General features: G+C 68.8%; 15 protein-coding genes. 11 read left to right on the top strand and 4 right to left on the bottom strand.

Annotation, left to right across the window (positions count from 1 at the left end; all coding sequences use genetic code 11):
- Positions 1–73 precede the first annotated feature (73 nt).
- The 7 genes from V2J18_RS01015 to rpmG all read left to right on the top strand — a co-directional run bounded on the left by V2J18_RS01015 (position 74) and on the right by rpmG (position 4,150).
- Entirely contained in the window at positions 74–271 is a 198-nt protein-coding gene (locus V2J18_RS01015; RefSeq protein WP_064746015.1) for a hypothetical protein, read from the top strand.
- Between the two features lie 176 nt (positions 272–447).
- Complete coding sequence (locus V2J18_RS01010) at positions 448–882, top strand: hypothetical protein (protein WP_064746014.1); 435 nt, start codon at positions 448–450, stop codon at positions 880–882.
- 140 nt (positions 883–1,022) lie between these two features.
- Positions 1,023–1,988, top strand: a complete 966-nt coding sequence (locus V2J18_RS01005) for an NAD-dependent epimerase/dehydratase family protein (protein ID WP_336130637.1) — start codon at positions 1,023–1,025, stop codon at positions 1,986–1,988.
- Between the two features lie 192 nt (positions 1,989–2,180).
- Positions 2,181–2,921: a glycosyltransferase family 2 protein gene (locus V2J18_RS01000; RefSeq protein WP_064746012.1), complete on the top strand. Its 741-nt coding sequence runs from the start codon at positions 2,181–2,183 to the stop codon at positions 2,919–2,921.
- A gap of 10 nt (positions 2,922–2,931) precedes the next feature.
- Positions 2,932–3,267, top strand: a complete 336-nt coding sequence (locus V2J18_RS00995) for a lipid-A-disaccharide synthase N-terminal domain-containing protein (RefSeq protein ID WP_064746011.1) — start codon at positions 2,932–2,934, stop codon at positions 3,265–3,267.
- 468 nt (positions 3,268–3,735) lie between these two features.
- The gene (gene rpmB, locus V2J18_RS00990) at positions 3,736–3,972 is read left to right on the top strand and encodes a 50S ribosomal protein L28 (RefSeq protein WP_064746010.1); all 237 of its coding nucleotides are present in this window, start codon (positions 3,736–3,738) and stop codon (positions 3,970–3,972) included.
- A 13-nt stretch (positions 3,973–3,985) separates the two neighbouring features.
- Positions 3,986–4,150: a 50S ribosomal protein L33 gene (rpmG, locus tag V2J18_RS00985; RefSeq protein ID WP_064746009.1), complete on the top strand. Its 165-nt coding sequence runs from the start codon at positions 3,986–3,988 to the stop codon at positions 4,148–4,150.
- Positions 4,151–4,620: 470 nt separating this feature from the next.
- Here the strand turns inward: rpmG and V2J18_RS00980 are convergent, their stop codons facing one another.
- On the bottom strand, positions 4,621–5,856 hold the full coding sequence (locus V2J18_RS00980) for a trypsin-like serine peptidase (RefSeq protein ID WP_064746008.1): 1,236 nt from the start codon (positions 5,854–5,856) through the stop codon (positions 4,621–4,623).
- A 376-nt stretch (positions 5,857–6,232) separates the two neighbouring features.
- Positions 6,233–7,492 carry a trypsin-like serine peptidase gene (locus V2J18_RS00975; RefSeq protein WP_336130636.1) on the bottom strand — a complete coding sequence of 420 codons (1,260 nt, stop codon included), beginning with the start codon at positions 7,490–7,492 and terminating at the stop codon, positions 6,233–6,235.
- Positions 7,493–8,229: 737 nt separating this feature from the next.
- On the opposite strand from V2J18_RS00975, the gene V2J18_RS00970 reads away from it, so the two are divergent.
- Entirely contained in the window at positions 8,230–11,694 is a 3,465-nt protein-coding gene (locus V2J18_RS00970) for a PAS domain-containing hybrid sensor histidine kinase/response regulator (RefSeq protein ID WP_336130635.1), read from the top strand.
- A gap of 108 nt (positions 11,695–11,802) precedes the next feature.
- Positions 11,803–12,489, top strand: coding sequence for a hypothetical protein (locus tag V2J18_RS00965; protein WP_336130634.1), 687 nt, complete (start codon positions 11,803–11,805; stop codon positions 12,487–12,489).
- A gap of 22 nt (positions 12,490–12,511) precedes the next feature.
- On the opposite strand, the gene V2J18_RS00960 is transcribed toward V2J18_RS00965, so the two are convergent.
- Both V2J18_RS00960 and V2J18_RS00955 read right to left on the bottom strand, forming a co-directional pair.
- Positions 12,512–13,513, bottom strand: a complete 1,002-nt coding sequence (locus V2J18_RS00960; protein ID WP_336130632.1) for a 3-keto-disaccharide hydrolase — start codon at positions 13,511–13,513, stop codon at positions 12,512–12,514.
- Between the two features lie 126 nt (positions 13,514–13,639).
- Complete coding sequence (locus V2J18_RS00955; protein WP_064746004.1) at positions 13,640–14,308, bottom strand: response regulator transcription factor; 669 nt, start codon at positions 14,306–14,308, stop codon at positions 13,640–13,642.
- Between the two features lie 116 nt (positions 14,309–14,424).
- Between V2J18_RS00955 and V2J18_RS00950 the strand changes: the two genes are divergently transcribed.
- Together V2J18_RS00950 and V2J18_RS00945 are read left to right on the top strand one after the other, a co-directional pair.
- Complete coding sequence (locus V2J18_RS00950) at positions 14,425–14,571, top strand: DUF559 domain-containing protein (protein WP_336130631.1); 147 nt, start codon at positions 14,425–14,427, stop codon at positions 14,569–14,571.
- Positions 14,571–14,810, top strand: a complete 240-nt coding sequence (locus V2J18_RS00945; protein ID WP_336130630.1) for an endonuclease domain-containing protein — start codon at positions 14,571–14,573, stop codon at positions 14,808–14,810. Before V2J18_RS00950 ends, V2J18_RS00945 begins: the two co-directional genes overlap by 1 nt.
- Positions 14,811–14,891 lie beyond the last annotated feature (81 nt).

Raw genomic sequence — 14,891 nt, 5'->3', positions numbered from 1 at the left:
GGGGCCGCAGCCCTGCTACTCGCGACGGCAGCCCCTGGAAGAATTCCTGGCCGGATGGCTGCGGCGGCTTTCGTTGCATGCCGAGGCCTTGCGGGCCTTGCGCGAGGAAGGCGGCCGCGCCGGGTTCTTCATTGGCTTGTTCTGCGACGACGATTGCGGCCTGGAACTGGAGCCCGACCTGCTGGCCGCGGCGGCTCGGCTCGGGATCGGCCTGGACCTGGCTTTCTATCCTGGGCACCCGCACGAAGACCGCGCAGCCGCCGTCGACTGAGCCGGGCCCCGCGCCTGGGTCCCGGCCGCTTTTCTTGTGACCCCGACGCCGGAACCGGCGCCGTTATCCACTAAACTGGCGCCTCCGCAATCGCCGCCCGCCCAGCCGGATCTCCCTCCGGCCGGGCCTTGGGCGTCGCCGCTGCGACCGAACCCGACACCGAGAAGGAGATGCATATGAAATGGATGGCCGCCGCCGCACTGATGCTGGCACCGGTCCTGGCCTGGGCGCAGTCGAACGGGACCTGCCCCGAGCTCAACGATGCAAGTCTGAAATGGGGCCAGCGCCAGGGCGCCAACTACACCATCTGCTACCTCGAACTGCCGTCCAGCCTTGGCACCGGCACCGGCCTGGGCGTGTACCTGGGCCAGCGCAGCTTCAAGCCGGCCAAGAAGGCGCGCGCCGAGAAGGGCACGGTCGGCAGCCAGGCGGTGATCTGGCACAAGAAGGCCACCGTCGGCAACGCCCGCCCCTACTCGCGCGAGACGGTGATCTCCCTGCCGGGCGAGAAGCCCAAGAGCAAGGTCAAGGTCTACGTCTGGATCGACGCCGCCAGCCAGGAGCAGCTGGACGAGGCCTTCGGCCTGGCGCGGCAGATCTCGGCGCAGTAAATCGCCCGCCGCACTGCGGCAATCGGCAGTGAACTACGCTTCAGGCGCCCGCGGCCAAGCTGCCGCGGGCGCAGCGACACGGCTCCGACGCCGCTTCGCTCAATCTGCAAACCGTCCCTCCCCATTCCGCCGCAGCTTCCATGACCATCCTCGTCACCGGCGCAGCCGGCTTCATCGGCGCCAACGTCTGCCGCGCGCTGCGCGCCCGGGGCCGCGCCGTCGTCGGCCTGGACAATTACAACGACTACTACGACCCGCAGCTCAAGCGCGACCGCGTCGCCGCGCTGTGCCCGGACGTGGATATTCGCGCGCTCGACCTCGGCGACCGCGACGGCCTGGCCGCGCTGTTCGACGAGGTCCGCCCCGAGCGGGTGATCCACCTCGCCGCCCAGGCCGGGGTGCGCTATTCGCTGAGCCATCCGCACGCCTACGTCGACAGCAACCTGGTCGGCTTCGTCAACCTGCTCGAGCTGTGCCGGCACCGAGGCGTGCAACACTTGGCCTATGCCAGTTCCTCCTCGGTGTACGGCGATTCGGCCGTGCCGCCGTTCTCGGAAGACCAGCGCATCGACAAACCGCGCTCACTGTACGCAGCGACCAAGGCCGCCAACGAGCTGATGGCCTACACCTACGCCCAGCTGTACGGCCTGCGCGCCACCGGCCTGCGCTTCTTCACCGTCTACGGCCCCTGGGGCCGGCCGGACATGGCGCCGCTGCTGTTCTCGCGCGCGGTCCTGGCCGGACGCCCGATCGAGGTGTTCAACCACGGCAAGATGCGCCGCGACTTCACCTTCATCGACGACATCGTCGCCGGCGTGCTCGGCGCGCTCGACCACCCGCCGGCCGAGACCCCGCCGCACCGGGTGTTCAACCTCGGCAACCACACCCCGGTCGAGCTGGAGCATTTCATCGGCGTGATCGAAGCCGCGGCCGGCAAGCCGGCGCAGAAGGTGTACAAGCCGATGCAGCCCGGCGACATGGTCGAGACCATGGCCGACACCGCCCGCGCCCACGCTGCGTTCGGTTTCGAGCCGGCGACCGCGATCGAACGCGGCCTGCCGCTTGTGGTCGAATGGTGCCGGACCTATTTCGGCGAGAATGCCTGAACCCGCGGTCCGGCCCCGTTTGCGGAAGGATCCGCCGGCCGGACCGCCTCACGGCGCGGCAACGTACCGCGCCGGTACGATTCGCCCCTCTCTCGCGGGAGCGGGCGGCCCATAAGAAAGGCCCGCGGCGGCCGCGGTTCCCGTTGCAGTAGACGGCCCCGGCCCCGAGCGCCCAACGCGAGTTTCCGAGCCATGACCCAATCGCCCCAGCTGTCCGTCGTCGTTCCGGTGTTCAACGAGCAGGACAACGTCGCGCCGTTGATCCAGGAGATCACCACCGCCCTGCGCGGCCGCGCGCCTTCCGACGGCGGCGACTTCGAGATCGTCTACATCGACGACCATTCGCGCGACGGCACCCTGGCCGCGCTGCAGGCCCTGAAGGCCGGCGTGCCCGAGCTGCGGGTGCTGCACCACGTGACCCAGAGCGGGCAGAGCACCGCGGTGCGCACCGGGGTCAAGGCCGCGCGCGGCGCCTGGATCGCGACCCTCGACGGCGACGGCCAGAACGATCCGGCCGACATCCCCAAGCTGCTGGCCAAGCGCGCCGAATCGGCGCCGGAGGTGAAGCTGTTCGCCGGCTGGCGGGTCAACCGCCAGGACTCGGGCAGCAAGCGCTGGGCCTCGAAGTGGGCCAATGCGATCCGCCGCCGCATGCTGCGCGACGACACCCCCGACACCGGCTGCGGCATCAAGCTGTTCGAGCGCGCCGCCTTTCTCGACCTGCCCTACTTCGACCACATGCACCGCTACCTGCCGGCGCTGATGCAGCGCGCCGGCTGGAAGACCCTGAGCGTGCCGGTCAACCATCGCCCGCGCGGCGCCGGCGTATCCAAGTACAACAATCTCAACCGCGCCCTGGTCGGCATCGCCGACCTGCGCGGGGTGGCCTGGCTGATCCGCCGCGGCAAGGTCACCGCGGTGGTCGAACGCTGAAGGCGCCGCCATGGACTTCATGAATTCGCCGATCGAATGGCTGGCCTGGACCGGCCTGCACATGTCGCCGTGGAAGCTGATCGGCCTGGTCGGCGCGCTGATGTTCGGCGGCCGCTGGCTGGTCCAGTTCGTCGCCAGCAAGCGCATGGGCAAGCCGGTGATCCCGCGCCTGTTCTGGTACATGAGCCTGGTCGGCAGCGCCATGACCCTGAGCTACTTCCTGTTCTCGCAGAAGCAGGACTCGGTCGGGGTGATCCAGAACCTGTTCCCGGCCTTCACCGCCGCTTACAGCCTGTACCTGGACATCAAGCACCGCGGTTGGCACCGCGACAAGGCCAGCCACTGAGGCCTCGTCGGCCACCTGCGCGGGTGCGACGCGCCCTTGTAGGCGTGAGCCGCGACCACCCGCAACAGGACTGAGGCCACCGCTTTAGCCCCGAAGATCGGACGTGGCAGTCCTTGGACGATCCGGCCGCGGAGACCGCGCTGCCGACCACCGCTGCGGCGGTCGCGGCTCACGCCGCTCCTACCGGCGGGGAGGGCGCTCCATCTCATGGATTCACGCGACCGCAGGGCATTTCGGCCGGCGACCCGCCAAGTGCTTGTCCGGATAGGGATTTGCCTGCATAATGCGCGGCTCGCTGCGTCCGGCCCGTTCCCAGGAACGACCGGGCGGTCCGGAAACGCGATTCCGGGCCGCCACGTGCAGCGCGGATTCCTGCCCGAATCGCGTGGCGCAAGCATCTTTCGATGCCGGTGCCGGGGCCGCCGCCTCCCTGGCTAAGGGAAGCACAGACTCCTTTCGAGGTGCGTAATGTCCCGCGTATGCCAAGTAACGGGCAAGCGAACGACGACTGGCAACAACGTCTCGCATGCCATGAACAAGACCCGCCGCCGTTTCCTCCCCAACCTGCACGAGCGCCGCTTCTGGGTCGCCAGTGAGAACCGTTGGGTGAAGCTGCGCGTTTCCGCCAATGCCCTGCGCACCATCGACAAGAACGGCATCGACGCCGTCCTCGCCGAGCTCCGCGCTCGCGGCGAAAAGATCTGAGGAGGACTGAACCATGGCTTCCAAGCGCGACAAGATCCGCCTGATCTCGACGGCCAACACCGGTCATTTCTACACGACCGACAAGAACAAGAAGAACACCCCGAACAAGATGGAGGTCAAGAAGTACGACCCCGTCGTTCGCAAGCACGTGATCTACAAGGAAGGCAAGATCAAGTGAGGCCATGGCGCGTTCGCGCCCGGCGCGAACGCCGCTGCCATCGCCTCATTCCCGCGAGAGCGGGAATCCAGAGCCTTCGGAAAGAACCCGCCCTCGTGGCGGGTTTTTTCTTTTCGGGATTCGGGATTGGAGAGAGGATCGAGGCCCCGAGGCCGCGCCTGGATAGCACTCCGGCCTCCCGGCCTCCCGGCGTCGCGGGAACGGCGACGGGCGGGCTCGGCGCCACCTCTCCAAACCGCCACGCCCGCGCAGGCGGGCATCCAGAGGCTTCAGCGCCATACCCCGATAAAGCCCCGCGGGTTCATGCCGAAGTAAAGCGACGCCCACTTCCGCGGAGACGACGTTCAATCGGATGCGTCGCGGTTTTCCCCGTCCCGGCACCCAATAAAAAACCGGTATCCACCGCCGCCGTCGCCATGATTCGACGCCGCGAGGCCGCGCGGTCCGCGGCCTCGCGACGGCGCCTCGAATCAAGGCACCACGTTGCCGAAGAACGACTTCACCTGCGGCCAGATCAATTGCATCTTCACCCCTCGGTTGGGCGCCTGCAGGTTGCAGCTGCCGCCGAAGTGGTGCAGCGCCACCGCCTTGTGCGAAGAGCGCGCCAACACCGGCGAACCGGAATTGCCGCCCTCGGTGTCGCAGTAGTAACCGGCATCGGTATCGGTGCCGTAGCCGTCCGCATCGGCATCGATGATCTTGCAACGGCCCCCGCCGTCGCGATCGCTGACCACCGACAGCTCTTTCATGCGCGTCGCCGGATGGCCGCTGATGTACATCTCTTCGCCGACCACCGGCTTGCGCACGTCCAGGCTGAGATAGCCGAAGCCGGAGATGGCGGCAGCGTTCTTCACCGTCAGCAGGGTGTAGTCCAGGGTCTGGTCGGTCTTGAGCATCTGGTCGCCGGCGACCTTGGTCACCGCGCCGCTGGCGGTGCCGGCGCAGGTGGTGGCCTGGTAGTTGAACCAGTACTCGGACGCGGCCACGTCCGCGGCGCTGTCGAGGCAGTGGTTGTTGGTGAAGACGCGATTGCCCGCGCCGACGCGCCAGGCGGTGCACCATTTGGTGCCGTTGAGCAGGATCAATGCGACCGGCTTGGAGCGCGCGACCGCCGTCGCATCGGTGGCGGCGTAGCAGGCCACCGGGCGGCTGTCCTTGGCCCCGCAGATCGACTTCGACGATGCATCGCCGCCGAGCAGGCCGGCCTCGCCCAACTCGCCCATCAGCGGCTGCGGAAAGCCTTCGTCGTAACGGCTGATGCGCACGCCGTGATGCGGCGCCCACGGTTCGGTCGGCGTTCCGACCAGGCGCAGCACCGCGGTGTCGCCGGCGACCGACATCGCGCCGAAACGGGTCTTGCCGTCTTCGCCCAGGCTCGCATCGACGGTGTGCCGGCCCAGGTCGCCTTGGCTATAACGGTACACCTCGCGGCGTTGCGGGTCCGACACTTCCAGGGTCACGCCGGCGGGCAAAGCGAAGTGCTCGAAATGCACCTTGATGTAGGCCGCGTCCGCAGCGCGGATCTGCACCGGCTTGGACCAGGCCGACTTCGACAGGCCCTGCTGCGGCCCCAGACTGAGGGAGATGGCACGGGTTTCGCCGGCGCGCAGCGGCGCCGGGCGCTCGGCGGCGAACGCCGATGCGGTGGACAGGCAGGCGCTCACCAACAGGCCGAGCGTACACAACGGCAGGTTTGCGATGGACATATCGTCTCCTTGATGACGACCCGGCGCTCGCTGCGCGACGTCGATCGTCGCGCATGCGCCGGGCACGAGCTTGCACAGCGACGGCGCCGCACAGGCGCGCCGGGCGCGGCCGATTGCGCGCATAAACGTGAACCGCATCAGATTCGGTCGGCCGATGTCCGGAACTTGAACGCACCGCGCAACGCGGGTGTGCGCATCGGCTGAACGTGCGGCGCCGTCGCGGAGCGCAGCAGCCCTAGATCGTCGCCGCGCCGCAGGCCAGCGGCTTTCCGCAACCGCGGCACCGATCGCGCGCGGACGCCCCGGAACGCCGTCGTGCGCACGGCTCCGGCGCCGATATCGGCGCCGGAGCCGCACGTCGCTCAGCCGCGTCGCATCAGGGAATCACGCCGCCGAAGTAGGTCGACACCTGCGGCCAGATCAGCGAGATCTTCGCGCCGGAGTTGAAGCAGCCGCCGAAGTGGTGCAGCGCCAGCACCTTGCCGCTGGAGCGCGCGATCACCGGCGAGCCCGAGCTGCCGCCTTCGGTATCGCAGTAATAGCCCACGTCGCTGTTGGGCGCATTGCCGGTGACGCTGGGCGCATCGGCGCGGCACTTGCCGCCGCTGTTCTGGGTGTCGGCGATGCTGAGCTCCTTCATCCGCCCGCCCGGATGCCCGGCGATGAAGAGGCCTTCGTTGGCCACCGCCGCGCGCGGGTCCAGGCCGAGATAGCCGAAGCCGGAGATGCTGGCGAAGTTCTTCACCGTGAACAGCGTGTAGTCCAGCGTGGTGTTGGTCTTGAGCATCTGGTCGCCGGCGACCTTGGTCACCGTCGCCTGCGCACCGGTGCAGGTGCTGCGCTGGTAGTTGAACCAGAATTCGGCGCCGGCCACGCCGGCGGCGGTGCTGATGCAGTGGTTGTTGGTGAACATGCGGTTCTGCGCGCCCACACGCCATGCCGTGCACAGGCTGCCGCCGCTCATGACCGCGCGCGCCACCGGCTTGGAGCGGGCGTAGGCGAACGGGTCGCTGGTGACGTAGCAGGCCGCCGCCTGCTTGTTGTCGGTGCCGCAGATCGACTTGCCGCCGGCGTCGGTGCTCAGCAAGCCTTCGTTCTGCAGCTCCGGCAGCATGTCTTCCGGATAGCCTTCCAGATAGCGCGACACCTTGATTCCGTGATCGGCACGCCACGGCTCGCGCGCGGCGCCGACCAGACGCAGCACCGCGACCGGGCCGGAGATCGACATCGCCGAGAAGCGGGTCTTGCCGTCTTCGCCCAGATCGGCGGCGACGGTGTGGCCGTCGCGGCGGTCGGCGCTGTAGCGATACACCTCGCGCCCGTCCGGGCTGGCGACTTCCAGGGTCACTCCGGCCGGCAGCGAGAAGTGTTCGAAATGCACCTTGATGAAAGATGCATCGGGGGTACGGATCTCCACCGCCTTGGCGCCCGCATCGACACCGGCGCGGCCCACGCGGCCGGGCTGCGCGCCCAACTGCAGGTCGACCGCGCGCACGTCGGCGATCTTGAGCGGCGCGGGCGCGGTCTGCGCCGCGGCGGGCAGCGCCAGGCCCAAGGCCGCGGCGAGCACCGCGGGAGCCAGCGACTTGACAGCGAGCAACTTGGAAACGGGCGGGTTCTGCAGTCCGTGGTTCATTCGCGAATCCTCCTGTGGCGTGGTGGCGCGAAGGCAACAGGGAAGCGTGCGGACGCGCGCCGGTCCGCCGCGCCGGCAACGGGCGGCGGACAGGCGTGGCGGTTGCTGCGCCGGGGGTGACTGGGATGGCGCACGGCCTGGCCCGGCCGTGCGCGGGCGACCTTGGCAAATGCGGACGCGGCAAACCGTGATCGCGGTAGGCTCCGCGGCGCGGGAGCGCGGACGCAGCGCGGAACCTTGATAGACGGCTCAACCCGACTGTGGCGAGGGTGGACAACGTTCAGGACGTTGCGCGCGCGGCATCCCACGATGCGGCAGGACAGCAATGCGCGGCTCGGTGGCGCTCCGGCGCCTCGTGCATGCGCCCTCCAGGGCGCGCCGACGCGGCCCGCACGCAAACCACCGCGCCACCTCGCCTGTCGTCATGTCCACGAAAGCCTCCTCTCGTCTTCCCCATGAAAACGGGAGTCCGGGGCTTCACCCAGCATCGCGCCGGGCATCGCGCCGGAGTCTCCGGAGACCCGCCTGCGCGGACGCGACGGCTTGAAGGTCGTTCGAGCGCTCCGGCCCACGCCGACACGACGGCTCGAGTGGCGCCCTGAATCGGCCCACGACCGCGGCAAACCCGGCTGCCGCCGTTCCTGCGAACCGCCCGGCCCAAGTCGCAGGCCCGCCGCGGTCCGTAGCCGCCGCCGAGGCCGTAAACTCGACCGCATCATCCACCCGACGCCGCGCCCTTGATCCCAGGCTGGATCCTGCTGCTGGTATCGGCCGGCTACGTCGGCCTGCTGTTCGCGGTCGCCTATTACGGCGATCAGCGCGAACGCACGCCGCGCGCGCGCTGGCTGCGCACCGCCGTGTACTCGCTGGCGCTGGCGGTGTACTGCTCCTCGTGGACCTTCTACGGCGCGGTCGGCACCGCCGCGCGCACCGGCCTGGGGTTCCTGCCGATCTACCTCGGCCCGCTGCTGATGCTGGCCTTCGGCTGGCGCATTCTCGAACGCCTGGTGCTGATCTCCGGCGAACACCGCATCGTCTCCATCGCCGACTTCCTGTCCTCGCGCTACGGCCGCGCGCCCGGCCTGGCGGCGCTGGTCGCGACGGTCGCACTGACCGCGGCGGTGCCCTACGTGGCGCTGCAGTTCAAGGCGGTGGCGATGAGCGTGGAAGTGCTGGCCGGCGTGCCGGCCGACCGCGGCCTGCTCGCCGATCCGGCGTTCTACGTGGCGATGATGCTGGCGGTGTTCGCGATCCTGTTCGGCACTCGCCGCATCGACGCCACCGAGCACCACCACGGCATGGTCCTGGCGGTGGCGCTGGAGTCGCTGGTCAAGCTGCTGGCCTTCATCGCCATCGGCGTGTTCGCGCTGATCCACCTGCCCGGCGACGGCAGCCTCGCCCAGCGCATCGGCGATGCCGCGCACATCGTGATCCAGCCCGGGCTGCCGGCCGGCTTCGTCACCCAGACCCTGCTCGCCTTCACCGCGATCGTCTGCCTGCCGCGCCAGTTCCATGTCGCCGTGGTCGAATGCCAGGACCCCAACGATCTGCGCCCGGCACGCTGGCTGTTCGGCGGCTACCTGTTGCTGATCACCCTGCTGGTGGTGCCGATCACCCTGACCGGCGAATCGCTGCTGGCCTCCAGCGGCGTTTCGCCCGACACCTACGTGCTGGCGCTGCCGCTGCAGCTCGATCGCCAGGCGCTGGCGCTGGCGGTGTACATCGGCGGTTTCTCGGCCGCGACCGGCATGGTCATCGTCTCCAGCGTGGCGCTGTCGACCATGGTCAGCAACGACCTGATCGTGCCCTTGCTGCTGCGCAGCGGCGCGTTGCGCGACAGCGCCGGACTCGATCGCCAGGTGCTGTGGGTGCGCCGCCTCACCATCGTCGTGCTGGCGCTGATGGCCTATGCCTATCACCGCGGCTCGCTCGGCGCCAACGGCCTGGCCCAGCACGGCCTGCTCGCCTTCGCAGCGGTCGCCCAGTTCGCACCGGCGCTGATCGGCGGCTTGTATTGGCGCGGCGCCAGCCGCGCCGGCGCGCTGGCCGGCCTGATCGCCGGCGCGACGGTGTGGAGTTACACCCTGCTGCTGCCGGCGCTGGCGCGCGGCGGCTGGATCGGCGGCGACTGGCTCGCCACCGGTCCGCTCGGCATCGGCTGGCTGCGGCCGGAGCAGTTGTTCGGCCTGGTCGGCTGGGACGGCCTGACCCACGGCACGTTCTGGTCGCTGCTGTCCAATATCGGCGCGTTCCTGTTCGTGTCCGCGCGGCAGCGGCCGCGGCTGCAGGAGCAGCTGCTGGCCGCCTCGTTCCTCGACCCGTACGTGCGGCGTCCGGCGCTCGGCCCCGGCGGCTGGGCCGGCAGCGTGCGCAGCGGCGATCTGCTGGCGCTGGCCGAGCGCATCGTCGGCGAACGCCATGCGCGCCGCGCGTTCGAGGACTACGCCCAGCAACAGGGCCGCCCCTGGCAGCCCGAACAATTGGCCGACCGCGCCCTGGCCCAGTTCACCGAGCGCCTGCTGGCCGCGGCGATCGGCGCCGCCTCGGCGCGCCTGACCCTGACCAGCGCGCTGCGCGGTTCGGGTATGGAGCTGGGCGAAGTCGTCGCCCTGCTCGACGAGGCCAACCAGGAGCTGCGCTTCAATCGGCAGGTGTTGTCGACCACCCTGGAAAACATCAGCCAGGGCGTCAGCGTGGTCGACCCGGAGATGCGCCTGGTGGCCTGGAACCGGCGCTATCAGGAACTGCTCGACTACCCCGACGGCATGCTTTACGTCGGCCGTCCGGTCAGCGACCTGATCCGCTGGAACGCCGAACGCGGCGAACTCGGTCCCGGCGACATCGACGAGCAGGTGCGGCGCCGCCTCGCCCACCTGCGCGCCGGCGCGCCGCACGTGTTCGAACGCGTGCGCGCCAGCGGCCAGGTGATCGAAATGGTGGGCCGCCCGCTGGTCGGCGGCGGCTACGTGACCAGCTACAGCGACGTCACCGATTACAAACGCGCCGAGCAGGCTCTGCGCGAAGCCAACGAAACCCTGGAGCAACGCGTCGAGCAACGCACCCAGGAAGCCGAATCGGCGCAGCAGTCCAAGACCCGCTTCCTGGCCGCGGTCAGCCACGACGTGTTGCAGCCGCTCAATGCCGCGCGCCTGTTCACCACCGCCCTGCGCGAGAGCGCCGACCCCGGCGAGCAGCGACGACTGGCCGAACGCGTCGACGCGTCGCTGCGCGCCGCCGAAGACCTGCTCGACGGCCTGCTCGACATCTCGCGCCTGGACGCCGGCGCGCTGCGCCCGGAACTCAGCGACTTCGAGGCCGGCGAACTGCTGCGCGAACTCGCCGCCCAGTACGCGCCCAGCGCCGCCGGCCGCGGCCTGGAGCTGCGCGTTCGCACCGCCCAGGACTCGATGCCGGTGCGCAGCGACCGCCGCCTGCTGCGCCGCGCGCTGCAGAACTTCCTCGCCAACGCCTTGCGCTACACCCGCGAGGGCGGCGTGCTGATGGCGGCGCGCGCACGGCCCAGCTCCGAGCCGGCGCAACCGGGCTACGTCGAACTGCAGGTCTGGGACACCGGCCCCGGCATTCCCGAGCACCACCTGGAGCAGATCTTCGACGAGTTCCGCCGCTTCGATCAGCCCGGCGGCGGCGGCGAACGCGGTCTCGGCCTGGGCTTGTCGATCTGCCAGCGCATCGCCCGCACGCTCGACCATCCGCTGCGGGTGCGCTCGCAGATCGGCCGCGGCAGCGTGTTCTCGATCGCCGTGCCCTGCGGCCAGGCGCCGCGCGCCGCCGCCGCCGCCGGCAATGCCCACACCGCCCTGGGCGATTCGCTCGCCGGCCTGCGCGTGCTGTGCATCGACAACGACCGCGAAATCCTCGACGGCATGCGAGCCCTGCTCGACCGCTGGGGCGCGACCGCCTTGCTCGCCGCCACCGTCGACGACGCCCTGGCCCTGCTCGACCAGGCGCCCGACGTGGCGCTGGTCGACTACCACCTGCACGACCGCCTCGACGGCCTGGCTACGATCGACGCCCTGCGCGAGCGCCTCGGCTTCGTCCTGCCGGCGGCGCTGCTCACCGGCGACGGCAGCGACGCGCTCAAGCACGCCGCGCGCGAACGCGGCTGCCGGGTGCTGACCAAACCGATCAAGCCGGCCTCGCTGCGTGCGTTTCTGGCGGCGCAGCGGCAGGCGCTGAACTGAGCCGGGCCGCGGGCGCCCATGGCCGGTGCATCGCGGAAATCACGTTGCGCGTGTTGAAGCCTAGCGCAGGCTCAATCCATCAATGGCTGGCATTCGGAGCGCTCATCGATGAAACGCGCAATCCTCGCCCTAGCGCCGCTCTTCATTTCCGGCTGCGCTACGACCAACACCAACTACCGACCCGTTGCGGTTGAGATCAGCGAACCGCCGCTGGGGCAAGTGGTGACCGCCGAAGTGGGCGGAACGATGCTTCAGCAGGGAAAATATGTGGAAAGCGACGCCATCCTCCTGCACGACACAGTTAAAGTCGGAGTGCTCGGCGCCTATACCTTTTCCAGAGGCTATTACGTGAGAGAAGGTGAGGATGGCAAGAACGAGTTCTATCGCCCCGAGCCAAGTCCAGAGGGCGGAAAAGTAGACAAGTCGCTGCTCGCAGACCCCTACAGAACACTACTTGTGTCCAAGTCTTCGCCCACACTATGCGGGGTATCCGTTTTCGGAGCCAAGGTTTGCAGCAAGAACGCGCCTTTCACCAGAGTGAAGCGCCCCGCCCTTACCCAAGACGGCTTCCAGCAGACCCTGCTTTACAGCGGCCGCATAGGCAACAAAATCAACATTTCGTATAGAGAGTTTTCTAACAACATAGCTCGCCCGTCGTTCAACAACGATGTCGAGTACGACTTAGGGGAGTCCATGACGATCGGCTACAAAGGCGCCGAAATTGAAATCGTTGAAGCAACCAACCGCGCGATAAAATACAAGGTTGTCCGAAACTTCAATCAAGCCGTCCGATGAACGGCCAGAGATTGCCTCGTGATCACGGCTCGAGATTGCGTATCCGGATATTGCGATAAGCCACTTCGTCGCCGTGATCCTGCAGGCCGATCGCGCCGCGGCGCGCGGCGGCGAACTCCGGCCAATCCTTGAATTTGCTGTGCGCCAAGCGCGCGTTCCAGTCGGGCGAGCCGATCCGGAAGTCCGCCAGCCTGACGCCGTTCAACCAGTGCTCGACCGCGTCGCCGCGTACGAGGATGCGGCTGCGGTTCCACTCGCCCGCCGGGCGGGCGGCTTTCCGGCTCGGCGCATACAGGCCGTACAAGGCGCCGGCCAGACGGTCGGGTCCGTTGGCGGCATCGGGATGACGCAGATCGTCGAGCACTTGGTACTCCGGCGCGCTGCGGTAGATCGGCTGCGCATTCTCGCTGGCGCGGTAGAAGATGCCGCTGTTGCCGCCCGGCGCGATCTTCCACTCGATAAGCAGTTCGAAATCGGCGTAGTCGCGGTCGCTGACCAGATCGCCGCCGTCGCCACTACGCACCAGCGCACCGTCGACCACCGCCCAACCGCGCACCGGCTCGCCGCGACGCCCGTGGTTGTGCCAGCCCTGCAGGCTGCGTCCGTCGAACAGCCCCTCGAAGCCGACGTCTCGCGATTCGGCGCTGCCCGTGCGCGACACCTCGCCTGCAACGACTGCGGCAGTGGGGCACAGGAAGAGCATCGTTGCGGCAAGGAGCAAGCGCTGCATGGGGCCTCGACGGGAACGCAAAGCCGGATGGCGGATGGCGGATGGCGGATGCGGCATCCTCTCCGGGTTGGCGTGGGGCAGCAAGTCCACCTCCGACCCGCGGTCCGTGTCCGCGGGGTTGCGGCGCGAATATCGGCCGCAGTCCTTCTTGTGAAGCGCCAGGCGGCAGGCCATGGCTGCCGCCCCGGCATGAACATGCGCTCCGCAAAGCCGAGGCGCGGCTGAATCGTTCACTCCAGAACTGAATCCCGCCTGGCAAGACGCGTTCTTCGTCTTGAGATCGGCGCCGGACATCCGCACGATTATCCATGGATGCCTGGCCATTTCGCGTTGCGACGGATAGCGACGAATCGACCGCAAGGACCTCAAGCGCCGGCGTCCACTTCCGTTTGCGTTGTCGCGGGCTGACGGCGCGCCGGCCTATTCAGCCTCTTCCGGCGGCGGCACGATCGCGCCCGGGTCCAGGGCGAGGCGGCCGGCGATCAGCACGGCCTGGGTGCGGTTGTTGGCGCCGAGTTTGCGCAGGATCGCGGTGACATGGGCCTTGACCGTGGCCTCGGACACGCCCAGCTCGTAGCCGATCTGCTTGTTGAGCAGGCCGGCGCCGAGCATCTGCAGTACGCGGAACTGCTGCGGGGTGAGGTCGCGCAAGCGATGCGCGGCATCGTGCTCTTCGGCGTTGGCGGCCGGCGCGGCGATGGCCGCCGCCGGTGCCCAGCGGTCGCCGTCGAGCACGGTGGTGAGGGCTTCGCCCAAGGTGGCGGCGTCGACCGATTTCGGGATGAAGCCGACCGCGCCGTGATCGAGCGCGCGGCGCATGGTCGCCGGCTCCTCGCGCGCCGATACCACCACGATCGGCAACTGCGGGTGCAGCGCGCGCAAATGCACCAGGGCGCTGAAGCCCTGCGCGCCGGGCATGTTCAGGTCCAGCAGCAACAAGTCGGCGTCGGATTCGGCTTCGACCAGGGCATACAGCGCGTCGACGTTGTCGGCCTCGCGCAGGGCCGCGTCGGGCAGGACGCGGGCGACCGCGCCGCGCAGGGCTTCGCGGAACAGCGGATGGTCGTCGGCGATCAGCAGGGTCGGCATGAGGGAGGGCCTGGGCTGGGGTGCGGCGCTGCGGACGACGTGCATGGGGGAATCTTACGTCCTGTCGGGGGCTCGCCCGCTATTGGACGATGGGTGAAGTCGGGTGAAATGCAGGTGTGCAACCGTATGAACGCCGTCTGAGAACCCCGGCCCGGCGCTTGCGCGGGGATCTCAGCGCGGCCGAACAGCGGCCGTGGCGGCTGCTGCGGCGCTGGCAGGTGCTCGGCGTGCGGGTGCATCGGCAGAAACCGTTGCTGGCCTGATGTGGTGGATTTTTTACGCGCCTGCGGCGGGGTTGGTCATCGAGGTCGATGGTTCGCAGCACGCGACCGAGGTGGGTGTGGCGGCCGACGCGCGACGCACGGCCGATCTGGGGGCGCTGAGGCTGAGGGTGATCCGGTTCGACAATCTACAAGTGCTCAAGGAGACGGCGGCGGTGATGGAGGAGATCCATCGGGCGGTGGAGCGGCGGTTGCTGGAAGGAGCAAAAGCACAGGGCTGACAGCCAGGAGCAAATCCCCCTCCCCCCATTTTTCAAAGGGGGGGGAACTGCATCAGCAGCTGCATCAGCAGCTTCAACAGC

Source organism: Lysobacter firmicutimachus (genome assembly GCF_037027445.1).
Classification (GTDB): Bacteria; Pseudomonadota; Gammaproteobacteria; order Xanthomonadales; family Xanthomonadaceae; genus Lysobacter; species Lysobacter firmicutimachus.
Note: the sequence above shows the minus strand (reverse complement) of the source record. Positions and strands in the feature narration are given on the sequence as shown.

What these genes read in the sequence shown, in the direction of transcription:
- V2J18_RS01010 (WP_064746014.1), top strand. Translation starts at nt 448, where the DNA reads ATGAAATGGATGGCCGCCGCCGCACTGATGCTGGCACCGGTCCTGGCC.
- V2J18_RS01005 (WP_336130637.1), top strand. Translation starts at nt 1,023, where the DNA reads ATGACCATCCTCGTCACCGGCGCAGCCGGCTTCATCGGCGCCAACGTC.
- V2J18_RS01000 (WP_064746012.1), top strand. Translation starts at nt 2,181, where the DNA reads ATGACCCAATCGCCCCAGCTGTCCGTCGTCGTTCCGGTGTTCAACGAG.
- V2J18_RS00995 (WP_064746011.1), top strand. Translation starts at nt 2,932, where the DNA reads ATGGACTTCATGAATTCGCCGATCGAATGGCTGGCCTGGACCGGCCTG.
- rpmB (WP_064746010.1), top strand. Translation starts at nt 3,736, where the DNA reads ATGTCCCGCGTATGCCAAGTAACGGGCAAGCGAACGACGACTGGCAAC.
- rpmG (WP_064746009.1), top strand. Translation starts at nt 3,986, where the DNA reads ATGGCTTCCAAGCGCGACAAGATCCGCCTGATCTCGACGGCCAACACC.
- V2J18_RS00980 (WP_064746008.1), bottom strand. Translation starts at nt 5,856, where the DNA reads ATGTCCATCGCAAACCTGCCGTTGTGTACGCTCGGCCTGTTGGTGAGC.
- V2J18_RS00975 (WP_336130636.1), bottom strand. Translation starts at nt 7,492, where the DNA reads ATGAACCACGGACTGCAGAACCCGCCCGTTTCCAAGTTGCTCGCTGTC.
- V2J18_RS00965 (WP_336130634.1), top strand. Translation starts at nt 11,803, where the DNA reads ATGAAACGCGCAATCCTCGCCCTAGCGCCGCTCTTCATTTCCGGCTGC.
- V2J18_RS00960 (WP_336130632.1), bottom strand. Translation starts at nt 13,513, where the DNA reads ATGTCCGGCGCCGATCTCAAGACGAAGAACGCGTCTTGCCAGGCGGGA.
- V2J18_RS00955 (WP_064746004.1), bottom strand. Translation starts at nt 14,308, where the DNA reads ATGCCGACCCTGCTGATCGCCGACGACCATCCGCTGTTCCGCGAAGCC.
- V2J18_RS00945 (WP_336130630.1), top strand. Translation starts at nt 14,571, where the DNA reads ATGTGGTGGATTTTTTACGCGCCTGCGGCGGGGTTGGTCATCGAGGTC.